This is a genomic window from Paracoccus sp. MBLB3053 (genome assembly GCF_031822435.1).
Lineage (GTDB): Bacteria > Pseudomonadota > Alphaproteobacteria > Rhodobacterales > Rhodobacteraceae > Paracoccus > Paracoccus aurantius.
Genome location: NZ_JAVQLW010000001.1, coordinates 589,163 through 606,098, shown reverse-complemented (window position 1 = coordinate 606,098; position 16,936 = coordinate 589,163). Strand labels below are relative to the sequence as shown.

Annotated in this window: 20 protein-coding genes; 11 read left to right on the top strand and 9 right to left on the bottom strand. The window is 62.8% G+C overall.

The genetic code is table 11. The features are described from left to right. Positions 1–3: 3 nt before the first annotated feature. Both RGQ15_RS03020 and pheS read left to right on the top strand, forming a co-directional pair. On the top strand, positions 4–342 hold the full coding sequence (locus RGQ15_RS03020; RefSeq protein WP_311158739.1) for an arsenate reductase family protein: 339 nt from the start codon (positions 4–6) through the stop codon (positions 340–342). Positions 343–410: 68 nt separating this feature from the next. Beyond that, positions 411–1,493, top strand: coding sequence for a phenylalanine--tRNA ligase subunit alpha (gene pheS / locus RGQ15_RS03015; protein ID WP_311158738.1), 1,083 nt, complete (start codon positions 411–413; stop codon positions 1,491–1,493). 39 nt (positions 1,494–1,532) lie between these two features. Here pheS and RGQ15_RS03010 read toward each other — a convergent pair whose 3' ends face one another. From RGQ15_RS03010 to RGQ15_RS03000, 3 genes are all read right to left on the bottom strand, one after another. Further along, positions 1,533–1,853 carry an NINE protein gene (locus tag RGQ15_RS03010; RefSeq protein ID WP_311158737.1) on the bottom strand — a complete coding sequence of 107 codons (321 nt, stop codon included), beginning with the start codon at positions 1,851–1,853 and terminating at the stop codon, positions 1,533–1,535. 94 nt (positions 1,854–1,947) lie between these two features. Next, positions 1,948–2,727 (bottom strand): bestrophin-like domain, encoded by a 780-nt coding sequence (locus RGQ15_RS03005; protein WP_311158736.1) that lies wholly within the window; start codon positions 2,725–2,727, stop codon positions 1,948–1,950. A gap of 65 nt (positions 2,728–2,792) precedes the next feature. Next, positions 2,793–3,104 (bottom strand): TM2 domain-containing protein, encoded by a 312-nt coding sequence (locus RGQ15_RS03000; RefSeq protein ID WP_311158735.1) that lies wholly within the window; start codon positions 3,102–3,104, stop codon positions 2,793–2,795. A gap of 252 nt (positions 3,105–3,356) precedes the next feature. Between RGQ15_RS03000 and pheT the strand changes: the two genes are divergently transcribed. Continuing rightward, positions 3,357–5,744 carry a phenylalanine--tRNA ligase subunit beta gene (gene pheT / locus RGQ15_RS02995; RefSeq protein WP_311158734.1) on the top strand — a complete coding sequence of 796 codons (2,388 nt, stop codon included), beginning with the start codon at positions 3,357–3,359 and terminating at the stop codon, positions 5,742–5,744. A gap of 85 nt (positions 5,745–5,829) precedes the next feature. Further along, positions 5,830–6,504, top strand: a complete 675-nt coding sequence (gene bluB, locus RGQ15_RS02990) for a 5,6-dimethylbenzimidazole synthase (RefSeq protein ID WP_311158733.1) — start codon at positions 5,830–5,832, stop codon at positions 6,502–6,504. 51 nt (positions 6,505–6,555) lie between these two features. Here the strand turns inward: bluB and RGQ15_RS02985 are convergent, their stop codons facing one another. Continuing rightward, the gene (locus tag RGQ15_RS02985; RefSeq protein WP_311158732.1) at positions 6,556–7,254 is read right to left on the bottom strand and encodes a glutathione S-transferase C-terminal domain-containing protein; all 699 of its coding nucleotides are present in this window, start codon (positions 7,252–7,254) and stop codon (positions 6,556–6,558) included. A gap of 95 nt (positions 7,255–7,349) precedes the next feature. On the opposite strand from RGQ15_RS02985, the gene mscL reads away from it, so the two are divergent. Together mscL and RGQ15_RS02975 are read left to right on the top strand one after the other, a co-directional pair. Beyond that, positions 7,350–7,790, top strand: coding sequence for a large conductance mechanosensitive channel protein MscL (gene mscL / locus RGQ15_RS02980; protein WP_311158731.1), 441 nt, complete (start codon positions 7,350–7,352; stop codon positions 7,788–7,790). Positions 7,791–7,909: 119 nt separating this feature from the next. Further along, positions 7,910–8,368: an Lrp/AsnC family transcriptional regulator gene (locus RGQ15_RS02975; RefSeq protein ID WP_311161023.1), complete on the top strand. Its 459-nt coding sequence runs from the start codon at positions 7,910–7,912 to the stop codon at positions 8,366–8,368. Positions 8,369–8,428: 60 nt separating this feature from the next. Here the strand turns inward: RGQ15_RS02975 and rpsU are convergent, their stop codons facing one another. Further along, positions 8,429–8,635 (bottom strand): 30S ribosomal protein S21, encoded by a 207-nt coding sequence (gene rpsU / locus RGQ15_RS02970; RefSeq protein WP_011748553.1) that lies wholly within the window; start codon positions 8,633–8,635, stop codon positions 8,429–8,431. 112 nt (positions 8,636–8,747) lie between these two features. On the opposite strand from rpsU, the gene RGQ15_RS02965 reads away from it, so the two are divergent. Further along, positions 8,748–9,434, top strand: a complete 687-nt coding sequence (locus RGQ15_RS02965) for a COQ9 family protein (RefSeq protein ID WP_311158730.1) — start codon at positions 8,748–8,750, stop codon at positions 9,432–9,434. Next, positions 9,431–10,423 (top strand): NAD(P)H-quinone oxidoreductase, encoded by a 993-nt coding sequence (locus RGQ15_RS02960; RefSeq protein WP_311158729.1) that lies wholly within the window; start codon positions 9,431–9,433, stop codon positions 10,421–10,423. Before RGQ15_RS02965 ends, RGQ15_RS02960 begins: the two co-directional genes overlap by 4 nt. A gap of 159 nt (positions 10,424–10,582) precedes the next feature. On the opposite strand, the gene RGQ15_RS02955 is transcribed toward RGQ15_RS02960, so the two are convergent. Continuing rightward, the gene (locus tag RGQ15_RS02955) at positions 10,583–11,215 is read right to left on the bottom strand and encodes a ribonuclease T2 (RefSeq protein ID WP_311158728.1); all 633 of its coding nucleotides are present in this window, start codon (positions 11,213–11,215) and stop codon (positions 10,583–10,585) included. Positions 11,216–11,378: 163 nt separating this feature from the next. Here RGQ15_RS02955 and RGQ15_RS02950 point away from each other — a divergent pair, with 163 nt between their 5' ends. Further along, the gene (locus tag RGQ15_RS02950) at positions 11,379–12,128 is read left to right on the top strand and encodes a DUF1013 domain-containing protein (RefSeq protein ID WP_311158727.1); all 750 of its coding nucleotides are present in this window, start codon (positions 11,379–11,381) and stop codon (positions 12,126–12,128) included. A gap of 60 nt (positions 12,129–12,188) precedes the next feature. On the opposite strand, the gene RGQ15_RS02945 is transcribed toward RGQ15_RS02950, so the two are convergent. Next, a complete protein-coding gene (locus RGQ15_RS02945; RefSeq protein ID WP_311158726.1) occupies positions 12,189–13,661 on the bottom strand; it encodes an NAD-dependent succinate-semialdehyde dehydrogenase in 1,473 nt (490 codons plus the stop codon). Between the two features lie 199 nt (positions 13,662–13,860). Then, a complete protein-coding gene (locus RGQ15_RS02940) occupies positions 13,861–14,844 on the bottom strand; it encodes a P1 family peptidase (protein WP_311158725.1) in 984 nt (327 codons plus the stop codon). A gap of 113 nt (positions 14,845–14,957) precedes the next feature. On the opposite strand from RGQ15_RS02940, the gene msrA reads away from it, so the two are divergent. Continuing rightward, the gene (gene msrA, locus RGQ15_RS02935) at positions 14,958–15,542 is read left to right on the top strand and encodes a peptide-methionine (S)-S-oxide reductase MsrA (protein ID WP_311158724.1); all 585 of its coding nucleotides are present in this window, start codon (positions 14,958–14,960) and stop codon (positions 15,540–15,542) included. After that, positions 15,542–16,411, top strand: a complete 870-nt coding sequence (locus tag RGQ15_RS02930) for a 50S ribosomal protein L11 methyltransferase (protein WP_311158723.1) — start codon at positions 15,542–15,544, stop codon at positions 16,409–16,411. Before msrA ends, RGQ15_RS02930 begins: the two co-directional genes overlap by 1 nt. A 109-nt stretch (positions 16,412–16,520) precedes the next feature. Here RGQ15_RS02930 and RGQ15_RS02925 read toward each other — a convergent pair whose 3' ends face one another. After that, positions 16,521–16,715 (bottom strand): DUF1127 domain-containing protein, encoded by a 195-nt coding sequence (locus tag RGQ15_RS02925; RefSeq protein ID WP_311158722.1) that lies wholly within the window; start codon positions 16,713–16,715, stop codon positions 16,521–16,523. Between the last annotated feature and the right edge of the window lie 221 nt (positions 16,716–16,936).

Sequence of the window (16,936 nt, the reverse complement as noted above, 5' to 3'; positions counted from 1 at the left end):
GACGTGATCACCATCTACCACAAGCCGACCTGCAGCACCTCGCGCAAGGTGCTGCAGATGATCCGCGATGCCGGGCACGAGCCCCGCATCGTCGACTATATCAAGCAGGGCTGGAACCGGGATGAGCTTGCTTCCCTGCTTGCCGCCGCGAACCTGACGCCCGCTGAGGCGCTGCGCGCCAAGGGCACGGATGCCGCCGAGCGTGGCCTCATCGGCGCGGATGATGACGTCATCCTCGACCACATGGTGGCGCATCCGATCCTGGTCGAGCGTCCGATCGTTGCCGGGCCACGCGCGACGCGCCTCTGCCGCCCGGTCGATCTGGTCGCCGAGACCTTCTAGGACCCCCCGCACTTTCGCATTCCGCCCGCGCGTGATAAGGCGCGCGGGAACCGCAAGGAAAGCCCGCCATGTCCGATCTGACCACCCTTCGCCAATCCTATCTCGACCGCATTTCCGGCGCTGCCGATACGGATGCGCTGGAACAGGTTCGCCTGGGCGCCCTTGGCAAGAAGGGCGAGATCAGCGGCATGATGAAGGAACTGGGGCGGATGACGCCCGAGGATCGCCAGACCCGCGGCGCAGACCTGAACCGCCTCAAGGACGAAATCGACGCAGCGCTCCGCGCCCGCAAGCAGGGGCTCGAGGACGCCGCGCTTGACGCCCGCCTGAAGGAAGAATGGCTTGACGTCACCCTGCCGGGCCGCCCGCGCGGGCAGGGCACGATCCACCCCGTCAGCCAGGTGACCGAAGAGGTCACCGCGATCTTCGCCGATATGGGCTTCCGCGTCGCCGAAGGCCCGCAGATCGAATCTGACTGGTTCAACTTCGACGCGCTGAACATCCCGCCCGAGCACCCCGCCCGGCAGGAACACGACACCTTCTTCATGGCGCGCGCGTCGGATGACCCGCGCCCGCCGCATGTCCTGCGCACCCATACATCGCCGGTGCAGATCCGCGCCATGCAGGCCTCGGGCGCGCCCATTCGCGTGATCGCGCCGGGCCGCGTCTATCGCATGGACATGGACCAGACCCATTCGCCGATGTTCCACCAGGTCGAGGGCCTCGCCATCGGCAAGGACATCTCGATGGCGAACCTGAAATGGACGCTCGAGGAATTCTGCCGCGCCTTCTTCGAGGTCGACAATGTCGAGCTGCGCTTCCGCGCCTCGCATTTCCCCTTCACCGAACCCTCGGCCGAAGTCGATATCCGCTGTTCATGGGAAGGCGGCAAGCTGACCATCGGGCAGGGCGAATCCTGGATGGAGATCCTCGGTTCCGGCATGGTCCACCCCAAGGTTCTGGCTGCCGCCGGGATCGACGCGAATGAATGGCAGGGCTTTGCCTTCGGCATGGGCATCGACCGCATCGCGATGCTGAAATACGGCATCCCCGACCTGCGCGCCTTCTTCGAGTCCGACCTGCGCTGGCTGCGCCATTACGGCTTTGCCGCAGGCGATGTGCCCAGCGTGGCGGGCGGGTTGAGCCGCTGACGCGGCTCAGGCTTCGAGTTCACGCTGGGTTGAGATTGCTCAAGCGACCGCCGCAGTCAGTGAGCGGCGCAGTTCCTCGCGACGTTCGTTGACCATCCCCGGAACCCGGAAGAGGTCGATAAATGACCAGATCATCAGAGGGATGATCAGGACAAGCCCGGCGAAGAAAAGCGGCATCGTCACGATGCCCAGGATGAACATGCCCAGCATGATTTTGGCCGACTTGGTCTTGCCCAGATAAAAGCGGTGAATCCCGGCCGAACCAAAGGCGAGCAGAAGAAAGTAAGCGAGCAGCATATTCTTGCCGTCATTGGCGAGGCGCTGCTCGATGAGAATCTGTTGTTGCGTGTCCAACGTCATTGGTCTGTTTCCAAAAGAAAATGTCACGACGGCAGGCTAGGGCACGAAAAGTTAACATCCGGTTAATGGACGTCGATTGTCCACAGCGTTCGCCTCAGCTCCCGCCGCCCGACCGAAATGTTTCAAGCAGCGCCTTCAGCGGCTCTGGCTGGATTGCCGCAGGCGGGTTGTAGGGGTTGGCAAAGGCAAAGATCATGAACATCACGATCCCCGTATAGGTGGCAAAGATCGTCATCAGCACGATGTTCTGCCGCTCGGGGGGGAAGATGTAATACCCGGCCGAAATCAGCACGACGCCCGAAATGGCGGCGAACCAGAACAGCGCGAAGGTCGGCAATGACCAGGACCGGTCGCGCTGGTTGCGGGAACGGGAAATGTCATGGATGCGGTTCAGCATGTTGTCGTGCAGCGCCTGTTGCCGGGGCGTCGTGGGAACAAGGTCAAGCAGCCGGCGATAGGCCCCGTCCCAGGCGACCCAGCCTTCCGCCGAAAGCTGGCCGCCCGGCCCGTTCTCGGGCCATTCCCGTGTCACGACCGCATCGACATAATGCAGCATCGCGGCCTTGACCGGCTCGGCCTCGGCGCTGTCATAGCGGATGGCATCGTTGTAGATATCGGCCACGGCATTGGCCTCGGCCGAAAGCACGCCTTCGAGCCGCTGATAGGATGCCATTTCCTGCGCGAAGACCAGTGCAAGGATCAGGCCCTGCAACGCGCCCAGACGGACGACGATCGAACTGGCCAGTTCCCTGTGGCGCTCGACCTCGCTGCCGGCCAGCAGCCGGCGGGCAAGGAAATAGGTCACAAGCGAAACAAGGATGGTGCCGCCCACGAAGGCGGTCCCAAGGGTCACATTCTGCCAGATCTCGAACATGCCCGCGATAGTCGGGCAAGACAGGCTGAAAAGTAAAGAGTCTGTCGAGACTTAGTCGATTGACGTCAGGTCCAGTACGAGCCCAGCCTGCGGCGCATCTCGTCCTTGTCCTCCTGGATCATGCCGGGGATCAGGAACAGGTCGATCACCGCCCAAAGCGCGACCAGCCCGACCAGCGGCCAGCCGATCAGGATCGGTGTCATCAGCCAGCCAAGGCCCCACAGGACCAGCATGACGATGCCGCTCATCCAGCGGCCCAGATACATGCGGTGCGCGCCGAAGCCCCAAAGCAGGATCGCCAGCAGATAGGCCACCAGCGGTGATTTCGCGTCATTCGCGACCCTCTGTTCGATCAGCATTTCCCTTTGGCTGTCCATCGGTCCTCTGTCCTTGATGTTTACAGGATTAACATAGGATCTCCTGGCCGCGGTGCAAGGGGCCAGGCAAGGGCCCGGGCAAGGGCGGTGTACAGGCTGTGTACGCGCGGTGTACGGGCTGTGTACGCCCGGAACAGGCCGAAACCCAGCAAATGCAGGGAAATCGTCGCCTTGGCCCGGACCCGCAGTGTACCACCCTACCAATCCGCCCCGCCATGCGGTAAGGGACGCCAAACCCGACGGAGCCACGCCATGAAATTCACCCTCTCCTGGCTCAAGGAGCATCTCGACACCACCGCCTCGCTCGATGAGATCACCGAGGCGCTGACCGATCTCGGCCTCGAGGTCGAGGGCGTGACCGACCCGGCCTCGAAACTCAGGGGCTTCACCCTCGCGAAGGTCGTCGAGGCCGTCCAGCACCCCGATGCCGACCGCCTGCGGGTCTGCAAGGTGATGACGGATGAAGGCGAAAAGCAGATCGTCTGCGGCGCCCCGAATGCCCGCGAAGGCATCACCGTCGTGCTGGCGAAACCCGGCGATTACGTGCCCGGAATCGACGTCACGCTCAGCGTGGGCAAGATCCGCGGCGTCGAAAGCCACGGCATGATGGCCTCCGAGCGCGAGCTTGAGCTTTCCGACGAACATAATGGAATCATTGAGCTTCCTTCGGGTGAAGTCGGTGACAGCTTCGTCGACTGGCTGGCCGCGAACCGGCCCGAGACGGTCGATCCGATCATTGAAATCAAGATCACGCCGAACCGTCCCGACGCGCTTGGCGTCCATGGCGTCGCGCGCGATCTCGCGGCGCGTGGCCTCGGCACGCTGAAGCCGGTCAAGGACGCCACCGTCACCGGCAGTTTCGCTTCGCCGGTCAAGGTCGTCATCGCGCCCGAGGTGGCGGACAAGGCCCCGTTCTTCTCGGGCCGGGTGATCCGCGGCGTCAAGAACGGCCCCTCGCCGGACTGGCTGCAAAAGCGCCTGACCGCGATCGGGTTGCGCCCGATCAACACGCTGGTCGATATCACCAATCTCTTCACCTTCGATCTGAACCGTCCGCTGCATGTCTTCGACGCGGACAAGGTCAAGGGCGACCTGACCGTGCGCGGATCGCGCGAGGGCGAAGAATTGCTGGCGCTGGACGGCAAGACCTACGCCTTCGCCCCTGGCACCATGATCATCGCCGACGAGAACGGCCCCGAAAGCATCGCCGGCATCATGGGCGGCGAGGTCTCGGGCTGCTCGGAAGACACCGTCAACGTCTTCCTTGAAAGCGCCTTCTGGGACCCGATCGCGATCGCGACCGCGGGCCGCGCGCTCAAGATCAACTCGGACGCGCGCTACCGTTTCGAGCGCGGCGTGGACCCGGCCTTTACCCAACCCGGGCTGGAATTGGCGACGCGGCTGATCCTGGATCTCTGCGGCGGTGAGGCGTCGGAAGTGGTCACCGCCGGCGCCGTCCCCGACACCACCCGCAGCTACAAGCTTGAGCCGGCCCGCGTCGTCAGCCTTGTCGGCATGGAGATCCCCGAGGCCGAACAGCGTGCCACGCTCGCGGCTCTTGGTTTCCGGCTGGAAGGCGATCAGGCCTTCGTGCCATCTTGGCGCCCGGACGTTCTGGGCAGCGCCGATCTGGTCGAGGAAGTCGCCCGTATCGCCTCGCTGACCAGGCTGCAAGGCCAGCCGCTGCCGCGTCCGCAGGCGGGTGTTCCCTTGCCGGTCCTGACGCCGCTTCAGAATCGCGAAAAGGCCGCGCGTCGTCTGGCCGCGAGCCTCGGCTACAATGAATGCGTGACCTACAGCTTCATCGACGGCGCGGCGGCTGAACTGTTCGGCGGTGGCAGCGACGCGGTGCGCATCGAGAACCCGATCAGCAGCGAGATGACGCATATGCGCCCCGACCTGCTGCCGGGCCTGCTGGCCGCCGCGGCGCGCAACCAGGCGCGCGGCTTCATGGATCTCGCGCTCTTCGAATGCGGCCCGGTCTTCTCGGGCGGCGAGCCGGGGGATCAGGATCTGCATCTGTCGGGCATCCTTGTCGGTGCGACGGCAGCGCGCGATCCCTTTGCCTCGCGTCGCAAGGTCGACATCTACGACGCCAAGGCCGATGCCGAGGCGATCCTGCAAGTGATCGGCGCGCCGGCCAAGGCACAGATCAACCGCAAGCTGACGGCCTGGTGGCATCCCGGCCGTTCGGGCAATGTCGCGCTGGGTCCGAACACGCTCGCGACCTTCGGGGAAATCCACCCGAAAATCTTGCGCCATTTCGGGATCAAGGGCACGGTCGTGGCCTTCACCGTACGCATCGCTGCCGTGCCCCTTCCCAAGGTGAAGACGCCGTCGCGTCCGGCTCTGGTTCTTTCGGACCTGCAGGCGGTCGAACGCGATTTCGCCTTTGTCGTGGAAGCCCGGGTCGAGGCGCTGACGCTGGTCAATGCGGCAGCCGGTGCGGACAAGGCGCTGATCGAGAAGGTCTCTGTCTTCGACCAGTTCACCGGGCTAGAAGGCGGCAAGAAATCCATCGCGATCACCGCCCGCTTGCAGCCGAAGGACAAGACCCTGACCGATGCCGAGATCGAGGCGGTCAGCGCCAGGATCGTCGAGAAGGTGGTCAAGGCGACCGGCGGCGTGCTGCGCGGCTGAGACATCTGTCCGGGTCGGTTTCCGGCCCGGACATTCACCGAGGCGGCGCAGGGGGATCGTCGTCGATCGACAGGGGGAAGCGGCCATGGCGTCTGACGGATTGAAACCAGCAGGCCCCTTTTCCGACGCCGAGCGCGAAGCGATTTACCGCGCGATCCACGAGCGGCGCGACGTGCGCGGCCAATTCCTGCCCGACACGATCGACGAAGACGTGCTGCAGCGCCTGCTTCAGGCGGCCCATGCGGCGCCGTCAGTCGGGCTGTCGCAGCCCTGGAATTTCATCCTCGTTCGAAGCCCTGGCCTAAGACAGGACATCCGCGCGGCGTTCGAGGTTGCGAATGACGAAGCAAGAGCCATGTTTTCGGGCGAGAAGCGCGAGCTTTATTCGCAGCTGAAGCTTGCCGGGATAACCGAAGCACCCGTGAACCTGTGCGTCACATGTGACAGGACACGGGGGGGCAGGGTGGTTCTGGGGCGCACCCACAACCGGGATACGGATCTTTATTCGACGGTCTGCGCGGTGCAGAATCTTTGGCTGGCTGCGCGGGCCGAGGGCATCGGCGTGGGCTGGGTCAGCATCTTCCGCGATGCCGATCTGCGGCGCATCCTGGGCATTCCCGACCATGTCGTCCCCGTCGCCTATCTTTGCCTCGGGCATGTGCGTGAGCTTTACGATATCCCCGAGCTTGAAGCGCGCGGCTGGGGTGACAGGAACGAACTGGCGAACCTGATCTTCGAGGAAAGATGGGGCGTCAGATAAGCCGTCCCGACGGCCGCGGGTGATCCAGCGACCGCCTTCCGATCGCAGGGCTCAGGCCCCGACGGTGATGCCCTTCTGCACTGCCGGGCGTTCGAGGAAACGGTCGAGATAGGCCACGACATTTGCATAGCCGGTCATTCCTGTTTCCTCCTCTGCCTCGTAGTTCACCCGCACCGTTCGCAGCCAGGGCCCGACGGCCATGTCGGCGATCGAATATTCGCCCATGATCCAGTCCTTGCCATCAAGGTGCTTGTCCAGCACGCCCATCAAGCGCTTCGCTTCGTTGTAATAGCGAGTGCGGGGGCGGGGATCCTCGATCTCCTTTCCCTTGTAGCGATGGAAAAAGCCGACCTGGCCGAACATCGGACCGACGCCCCCCATCTGCCACATCAGCCACTGGATGGTGTGATAGCGCGCGGCTCCGTCGCGGGGCAGGAACTTGCCGGTCTTGTCGCCCAGATAGATCAGCATCGCGCCGGTTTCGAACAGGCCTATCGGTTCTCCATCCGGCCCGTTCGGGTCGATCATGGCGGGGATCTTGTTGTTCGGGTTCAGCGAAAGGAATTCGGGCGTGTGCTGCTCTTCTGGGTCGCTGATGCTGACGCGGTGTGCGTCGTAATCCAGTCCGCATTCTTCGAGCATCACCGAAGTCTTGATGCCATTCGGGGTGTTCAGCGTGTAAAGCTGGATGACATCCGGGCGCAGGGGCGGCCAGCGACGGGTGATCGGAAAATCGGAAAGTGCAGACATTTTGGATAGATCCTGAACAATCTTTCGGGAATGCTTGCCCCGTGGCGGGAATGGGCCCCCACGACGGCACGACAGGTCTGGGAGACGTTAAGCACATGCTCAAGGAATTCAAGGAATTCATCGCCCGCGGGAACGTCATCGATCTGGCGGTAGGCATCATCATCGGTGCCGCTTTCACTGCGATCGTGAATTCTCTCGTTACGGATCTCATCAACCCGATCATCGGTCTTCTGACCGGTGGCACGGATTTCAGCGGCCATTATTTCGTGCTCAAGGGCGATGTCCCGGACGGCGCAAGCCTGCAGACCGCGCGCGACAGCGGGGCATCGGTCTTTGCCTACGGAGCCTTTCTTTCGGCGATCATCAATTTCCTGATCATCGCTTGGGCCGTGTTTCTGCTGGTCAAGGCGGTGAATCGCATCCAGCGCAGCGTGTCGCAGAAGCGCGAGGCCGAGCAACAGGCCGCGCCCGCAGGTCCATCCCAGGAAGAGTTGCTGGTCCAGATCCGGGACGAGTTGAGAGCAAGCAGGGCCTGACGAAAAGGCTCGATGCGATCGGCGTGCCAGTGGCGCGCCGTTTTCTTTTGCGCGACGCCCCGCTAGGCTGACGAAAAATTCGCCGGAACGGCAAATACTGCGCAGGGAAGTCATCAATGATCGAAATCGACGCAACGGACCGCCGGATTCTGAGCGTGCTGCAGCGGAATGGGCGCATTACCAATGCCGAACTCGCGGCCGAGGTCAGCCTGTCCGCCAGCGCCTGCCATCGTCGGGTCCAACGGCTGGAAGAAACCGGGCTGATCCGGGGATATGTCGCGCTGCTGGATGCCCGAAAGCTGGAGCGTCCGACCACGGTCTTTGTCGAGATCACCCTGTCGGGGCAGGCGGATGAGTTGCTTGACGCCTTCGAGAAGGCCGTCCGCACGATCCCCGACGTGCTGGAATGCCACCTGATGGCGGGATCGGCCGACTACCTGCTCAAGGTCGTGGCCCAGGACACGGATGATTTTGCCCGCATCCATCGCCAGCGGCTGGCAAAGCTGCCCGGCGTCGCGCAGATGCATTCATCCTTTTCGCTGAAGACGGTGGCCTTCACGACGGCGCTGCCAGTCTGAGAAAAAATGAAACCCCCGAGGCAGAGCCACGGGGGTAACAATAAACGCGTGTCGCTTGTCTTACAGCGCGCCTTCGCGTTGCGCTTTTTTGCGCGCCAGCTTGCGGGCGCGGCGGACGGCCTCAGCCTTTTCACGGGCCTTTTTGACCGAGGGCTTCTCGAAATGCTGCTTGAGCTTCATTTCACGGAACACCCCTTCGCGCTGAAGTTTTTTCTTCAGAGCACGAAGCGCCTGTTCGACGTTATTGTCGCGAACACTTACCTGCATGTGGTTGTCACCACCTTCCTAAGTTAGAGTTGAGCGAATTGCAGGAAGCGGCCTCATAACAGGGCGAATCGCTTTTGTCCAGAATTTACCGGTTGATCCGCAGGAGGAGACCATGACCAACGAGCGGGACAGGCTAATCGACGCCGCACTTGAGCACGTCATATTTGACGGGATGTCCGACAAGGCCATTGCTGCGGGCGCGCGCGACATCGGCATGTCAGCAGGGCTGGTGCGCGTGCATCTTCCTCGTGGGGGGGCGGATCTTGCGGCCGCCTATCATCGCCGCGGGGATGCCGCATTGCGCGAATGGCTGGCCACGACGCCCTTGCAGGGCCGCTTTCCCGATCGGATCACCGATGCGGTCATGCACCGGCTGATGCTGAGCAACCGTGAAATGGCGCGCTCGGGGGCCGTGGTGATGGCGCTGCCGCAGAATGCCGCCTTGGGTGCGCGCCTGATCTGGGAAACCGCGGATGCGATCTGGGACGGGCTTGGTGACACCTCCGATGATGTGAACTGGTATTCCAAGCGGGCCACGCTTTCGACAGTGTTCGGCGCGACGGTTCTTTACTGGCTGGGCGACGACTCCCCGGAACTGGAAGAAACGCGATCCTTTCTCGATCGTCGAATCGACGGGGTCATGCGCTTCGAAAAGATCAAGGGAAGGCTGGCCAATCTGCCGGGGCTTGGTGCCTTGGCCAGTGCTGCGACAAGCTGGATTCATCGCCCCAAAGCTCATCCGGCGCCGGGCCGCATGCGTGACGGGCTGCGCCCGGCGTCCGAACAGGGTGATGCATGATCCCGGACATGATGCGAGCGGTCGAGATTTCCGAGCCGGGCGGGCCTGATGTCCTGAAACCGGTTTCCCGCCCGGTGCCGGTCGCGGGGCATGGCCAGATCCTGATCCGCGTCCAATGGGCAGGGGTCAATCGTCCGGACGCATTGCAACGGGCCGGGCTCTATGCGCCTCCGTCCGGAGCATCGGACCTGCCGGGGCTTGAATGCGCGGGCACCGTTGTGGGCGTCGGCACAGGCGTCACGCGCTGGAAAACCGGAGATCGCGTCTGCGCCCTGCTTCCCGGTGGGGGTTATGCCGAATATGTGACCTGCCCCGCTGAACATGCCCTCGTTGTTCCTGTCGGGCTTTCGCTGCGCGAGGCGGCGGCGCTTCCCGAAACCGCCTATACGGTCTGGTCAAATGTCGTGGACCGAGGCGCTTTGCGGGCAGGAGAGCGCTTTCTGGTCCATGGCGGCTCCTCCGGCATAGGAACAATGGCTATCCAGATCGCCAATGCTCTGGGAGCAAGGGTCTGGGCGACGGCGGGATCCGCCGAGAAGTGCGCGGCCTGCACCAAGCTTGGCGCTGTTGCGATCAACTATCGCGATGAAGATTTCGTCAAGGTTCTTGGCAAGTCGGGCGGGGCCGATCTCATTCTCGACATGGTTGGGGGCAGTTACATCGCGCGAAATCTGAAGTCGCTTGCCGATGATGGGCGCCTCGTGATGATCGCCTTTCTTGGCGGGGCCAAGGCCGATCTCAATTTCGCGCAGATCATGATGCGCCGCCTGCATGTCACCGGCTCCACCTTGCGCCCGCAGTCCGAAGCCGCCAAGGCGCGCATTGCGAATGACTTGCGCTGCGAGCTGTGGCCGCTTGTCGAGGCGGGCGCGGTCCGCCCGGTGATCGACAGCACATTCCCCCTGGCCGACGCGGCCGAGGCGCATCGCCGGATGGAAAGCAGCGAGCATATCGGAAAGATCCTGCTGCAGGTCGCCGACGAAGGGTGATGGCTGGGTCGGAAGGGCAGCGCACACCCGCCCGACGGAGCACGGGCCGGGTGTGGCTTTCGAGTTGGCGCCCTGCCTTTGCGCCTGTCCCGCAATCCCAGCCTCGGCCCAAATCATTGCGATTCGGTTAACAGCCGTCCGGGCCGATGCTGCGTCCGCCTAGCGCGGCGCGGGCATCAGAAAACTACCCTGGCAGTCGCGACGGCTGTCGGGGGCGCAATCGCGCGGCTCAAGATCCTTGGTCAGGCAGATCCGCACTTCCTGCAAAGAGCGGCTCCGGCAGGTGACCGTGATCCCGTCGCGGCGCATTTCCGGATTGGATTCCAGAAAGGCATCTTCGATCACGCGAGATGGCAGGTTGACGTCCTTGCTCAGGCGTTCAAGAACTTTCGGCAAGTTCACGCTGTCCGAGGCGCGACGGATCAGCGTGAAATAGTCTCGAGACGAAAGCCCCGAGCAGCGGCCGTGCTTTTTCCATTGATACCAAGCCAGTCCGGCCGACCCCATCACATCGGCCATCTCGCGGGTTTCGAGACGTGAAGGATCCCGGGCGTTCGTCCGACAGTCTGATGGCCACCCTTTTTCGTATTGTGGCCATAGCCCATGGACCGTGAAGCCCAGCCTGCGACCGGCATCGCATTGATCCGATCCTTCCTCGCGGCCTTCGATGGCGCACCAGCTTGGGGACCAACTCAGCGAAAGGACATAATAGTCGAACTGACCCGCCCGGTCCCGGGCGTCGGCAATGCTTGCGGAAAGGACAAGCGCGGCAAGGGCGAGTATCGTCTTCATTTCCGGAACCTAGCTGCAGCCATGCCCGCGCGCCACGAAATTCAGGCTTTATTCCGGTTCCATGAAAGCATATATAAACGGCAATCCCCCCTCCCCGAAAATGGAATGGCGCCCGCCAGAAGCCGTTTTCCCGGCCGAAGAAGATATTGTTAAGGAGAAGGTCATGAACAAGCCGCTGATGGCCAAGGCCACCGCCGTCTGGCTGGTCGACAATACGACGCTCAGCTTCAAGCAGATCGGCGACTTCTGTGGCATGCATGAGCTCGAAGTTCAGGGCATTGCCGACGGCGACGTGGCGGTTGGTGTCAAAGGCTTCGATCCCGTTGCCTCGAACCAGCTCGAACCGATCGAGATCGAAAAAGGTCAGAAGGACCCGCGCTACAAGCTGCGCCTGAAGCACAACCCCGCCGCCGAGGGCGAGGAAAAGCGTCGTGGTCCGCGCTACACCCCGCTTTCGAAGCGTCAGGACCGCCCGGCGGCGATCCTCTGGCTGGTCAAGTTCCACCCGGAACTGGCAGATGCACAGATTGCGAAGCTTGTCGGCACCACCAAGCCGACGATCGCCTCGATCCGCGAACGGACACATTGGAACATCCAGAACATCCAGCCGATCGACCCGGTCGCGCTGGGTCTTTGCCGCCAGTCGGAGCTTGACTCGGCCGTGCAGAAGGCCGCGAAACGCCGCACCGCCGAAGGTGCCATGATGACCGACGACGAGCGTCGCAAGCTGCTTTCCACGGAAACCTCGCTGGCCATGCCGGAAGAACCCCGCATGCCGAGCTCGATCGCCGGGCTCGAGAACTTCAGCCTTGGCAGTGCCGACGAGAAGCCTGCCAAGGAAGAGCCGCTGGACGCAGACAGCTTCTTCAACCTCCCGGCGTCCGACGAGGAAGACGAAGACGAGGATCGCTGATCCCAGTCCCGATTTTTCAAGGCCCCGGAGCGGCGCTCCGGGGCCTTTTCCTTACTGCCGTCAGATCGAAAGGCAGATGTATTTCATTTCGAGGTAGTCCTCGATCCCGTGCCGCGAGCCTTCGCGGCCCAGCCCGGACTGCTTGACCCCGCCGAAAGGCGCGACCTCGGTCGAGATGATCCCGGTATTCACACCGACGATGCCGTATTCAAGCGCCTCCTGCACGCGGGTCACGCGGCCGATATCGCGGGCATAGAAATAGGCGGCAAGACCAAAGATCGTGTCATTGGCATGGGCCACGGCCTCCTCCTCGGTCTCGAAGCGAAAGAGCGGCGCAAGTGGCCCGAAAGTTTCTTCGGTCGCGACCTTCATCGATTGGGTGATCCCGGTAACGACCGTAGGTTCGAAGAACAGCCCCTCCATCGCCTTGCCCCCGGTCAGAACCTGCGCGCCACCGTCCAGCGCGTCCCGGATGTGGTCCTGAACCTTCTCGACCGCCTTTTCGCTGATCAGCGGCCCGGTCGTGACCCCTTCGGCAAGACCGTCGCCGACCTTCAGCTTTTCGACCGCAGCCGCAAGCTTTTCGGCAAAGGCATCATAGACCCCTGACTGGACATAGATCCGGTTCGCGCAGACGCAGGTCTGGCCATTGTTGCGGAATTTCGAAGCCATGGCGCCTTCGACTGCGGTATCGAGATCGGCGTCATCGAAGACGATGAAGGGCGCATTGCCCCCAAGTTCCATCGAGCATTTCAATACCTGATCGGCCGCCTGCCGCAGCAGGATGCGACCTGTCTGGGTCGAGCCGGTGAAGGTGAGCTTGCGGATCAGTGGGTTCTCGCAGAACTCCTTGCCGATATCGGATGCCTTGCCCGAGGGGACGATGCTGAAAATACCCTTGGGCAATCCCGCGCGCTCGGCCAGCACGGCCATGGCCAGCGCCGAAAGCGGCGTCTCCGAAGCGGGCCGGCCCACGAAACCACACCCTGCCGCAAGGGCAGGCGCGCATTTCCGCGTGATCATCGCATTTGGAAAATTCCACGGCGTGATCGATGCGACCACTCCGATGGGCTGCCGGATGACGGTCAGGCGCTTGTCAGGGAGGTGTCCGGGAATGGTCTCACCGTAGATGCGCTTGGCCTCTTCGCCGAACCATTCGATGAAGCTTGCGCCATAGGCGATTTCTCCCTTGGCCTCTGCCAGAGGTTTTCCCATTTCGGCGGTCAGAATCTTGGCCAGGTCTTCCTGGTTCTCCATCATCAGGTCGAACCATTTCCGCATGATCTGCGCGCGTTCCTTCGCCGTGCGGGCGGACCAGCCCTTCATCGCCTCGGCTGCGGCGGCGATTGCGCGGGCCACTTCCGCGCGGCCCAGATCAGTCACCTGGGCAATCACGTCGCCACGGGCGGGATTCACGACATCGAATGTGGCCTTGTCATCCGCCTCGACCCACTCGCCTGCGACATAGGCACGGGTTTCGAGCAGGGACGGGTCCTTGAGGAGCATCTTGAGATCGGTCGCGTGCTTGTTCATGTCGAGGACTCCTTGGCGCGGGGTGTGCGCAAAAGGCTTGCGCTTTTGACGTTTCGACGCAAGGCCGAAGGCAAAAAACGTGGAAGAGGCAAAAAGTTTTGAACTCAAAGGCTTTTCGGACGTTCAGCGGCTAGCGTCGGGTTTCCCTCTTGGCGTGTTCAGACTGGGGACGGCGGCTCTCTCTCCCGTCGTCCCCTTTTTACTGGCGATTCCAGCAGGGCTGCAGGTCGCCGGGACGGGGGGTGGCCGCGTGCACCCCGCGCGCGATCGCCCGGGCCAGAACACAGGCCGCCGCGTGACCCAGATGGAACGGCGTCAGAACCGGATCTGGCAATTGGCGATCTCCGGTCGAGACCGCAAAGACCAGATCACCGTCATAAGGCGTATGGCTGGGCACGATGGCACGGGCCATTCCGTCCTGGGCGGCTGTCGCAAGACGGGTCAGAGCAGCCTTGTCCAGCGCAGCGTCGGTCGCGACGATCGCAATCGTCGTGGCCTCTCCCATACGTTTGGTCATGATAGGCTCATCGGCCGCGACGAAGGTACCCGGTAGCCCCAGGTTGCCGAACTCGCCGCCCAGTTCCCAGGGGGCAGCCCAGAACTGTCGTGTTTCCCCCACGGTGACGGAGCCCAGGGCATTGACGGCGACCAGGGCGCCCAGGGTGATGCCGTTGTCCAATACCGCAGATGCAGATCCCAGCCCGCCCTTCCAGCGATGCGTCATTGCCCCGGTGCCGGCGCCCTCGCTCCCCAAGCCGAAAACTCGGCCGGCCGCGTCGAGCGCAGCGCGGCCGAGTTTGGGATAGGGGTTTCCGGTCCAGTCCTTGTCGCCACCGTTCAGCAGATCGAAGATGATCGCCCCGGGAACGATCGGAACGCGCACCGGGCCGATCTCGAAGCCCCGACCCATGGCGCGCAGGCCCTCCGAAACGCCGTCGCAGGCAGCCAATCCGAAAGCCGAGCCGCCGGAAAGCACCAGCGCGTCGACCCCTTGGACGGTCTTGTCGGGGGCGAGAAGTTCGGTCTCACGCGTACCGGGCGCTCCGCCCATCACGCTGAAGCCGCAACAAAGCGGCTTGTCAGCCACAAGAACGCTTACGCCCGATCGCAGATTGTCATCCCTCGCATTGCCGACCCGCAGGCCCGAGACGTCGGTGACCAGGTTCATGGGGCCGGTGCGCATGGCGTCCTTTCCGCAGTTCGGGGCCGCCGGTCGAACCCGGCGCGGCATTGCAGCGTTGCACGAAGGTATGGCCGCGCTTAAATCGACGGCAAGAGTTTTGAAAGGATGCGCCAATGACCGCTCCCCTCCATCGCATTTTCGGTCGTCCTCTGGATGCACCGGCTCCCAAGGGTTTTGACCAGGCCATCTTCGGCATGGGCTGCTATTGGGGTGTCGAACGGCTGTTCTGGAAACAGGACGGCGTCTGGCTGACCGAGGTCGGCTTTGCCGGTGGCACAGTCGAGAACCCGACCTACAAGCAGGTCTGCAACGGCGATACCGGACATGCCGAAGTCGTGCGGGTTGTTTTCGACAGTTCGCGTATCAGCTATGAGCGCCTGTTGCAGATCTTCTGGGAAAACCACAATCCAACGCAGGGCAACCGTCAGGGCAATGACGTGGGCACGCAATATCGTTCGCTGATCATGTATTACACCGGCAGCCAGAAAGCCGCCGCCGAGCTGAGCAAGGCCGATTTCAATAATCGGCTTGCTGTCGAGGGGTTCCCGAAGATCACGACCGAGATCCTGCCCGCCGCGCCGTTCTTCCCGGCGCACGAGGATCACCAGCAATATCTGGACCGCTACCCGGACGGCTATTGCGGCTTGCGCGGCACGGGCGTATGCGCCCCTTTGACCGATATCCCCGAGGAAACCTGATGCCAACCTGGACCGCGCTGACCCAGACCGCAGGACGCGAGGCCGCCGAGGCGCTTGCCGAAATGGGCGAAGAACTGACCCCAGAACCCGTCGGAAGCGGCGTCTTCGAGATCGAGGATGGCAGCAATCGATGGGAGGTGGGGCTCTATTTCACCGAGGCGCCTGACGAAGTCGCGCTCGCGCTTTTGGCTGCCGCCTTCAACGCGGATCCATTTGTCATCTCGGAGCTTCCCGAGGTGGATTGGGTCGCCCATGTCAAGCGCGAGCTGGCGCCTGTCGAGGCTGGTCGATTTTTTGTCCATGGCAGCCACGATGCCGACAGGATACCCGAGGGCGCCGAATCCCTGCTGATCGAAGCCGCGATGGCTTTCGGTACGGGGCATCACGCGACGACCAAGGGTTGTCTTCTTGCTTTGGATCGGCTGATCGAGGCGGGCGCCAGGCCCGAGCGGATCGTAGACGTGGGGTGCGGAACCGCCGTTCTTGCCATGGCCGCGGCGCGCGCTTTTCCGGTGGTGGTGCTGGCAGGCGATATCGACCCGGTCGCGGTGGATGTCGCGCGCGCCAACGTGATCGCGAACGGTCTGATCGGCCGCGTCGAATGTGTCGAGGCCGTCGGGTTCGATCATCCACTGATCGAGACCGCGGCCCCGTTCGATCTGGTTTTCGCGAATATCCTGAAGCAGCCACTGATCGACCTCGTCCCCGACATGGCGCGACATATCGCGCCGGGCGGCAAGGCTATCCTGTCAGGGATACTCACGACCCAGGCGGATGAAGTCATAGCGGCCTATGAGGCGGGCGGCCTGCCGCTTGAGCGCCGTGACGATTACGGAGAATGGTCCACGTTGGTCGTGTCGCGGAAGTAAACGAAAACTCGTCTCGTGGCGGGTTTGTTCACGATGCTCGTGCCGAGCATGAAAAAGGCCCCGCGGGATCGCTCCCTGGGGCCTATTTGCAATGCCGATCCGGTAAGGATCAGCGGGCGCGCGCGACCCGTTCGATATCGCCGCGGCACAGACCGATATCGTCCAGCTCGCGGTCCGAAAGGCGGCTAAGCTCATTGCGCGTCACGCGCGCGTCGTTCCAGGCAGCCATTGCCGCCAGAAATTTCGAGCCAAAACCGAAAGAGCGCATCCCGCCATGGACGCGGTTCGTGTCAATCGCAGACATGATGTCACCTGTGTTTGGAAGTGCCCTGAATTCGGGCGTTCAATCTGATGCCAAGCATATAAGGCGAGCAGATTGGGAAAACTACGCTCAGGGCGGCATTCCAGCTATGCGCCGCACGCATAAGGCGCCGTTTTTATTAAGTTTTTGTGTAAACCCCTTCGGAGAAGGTGTTTTGTGCAATAAATCTTCGAAAAAGTTGTTAACGTCGCTAGAAAGTTGCT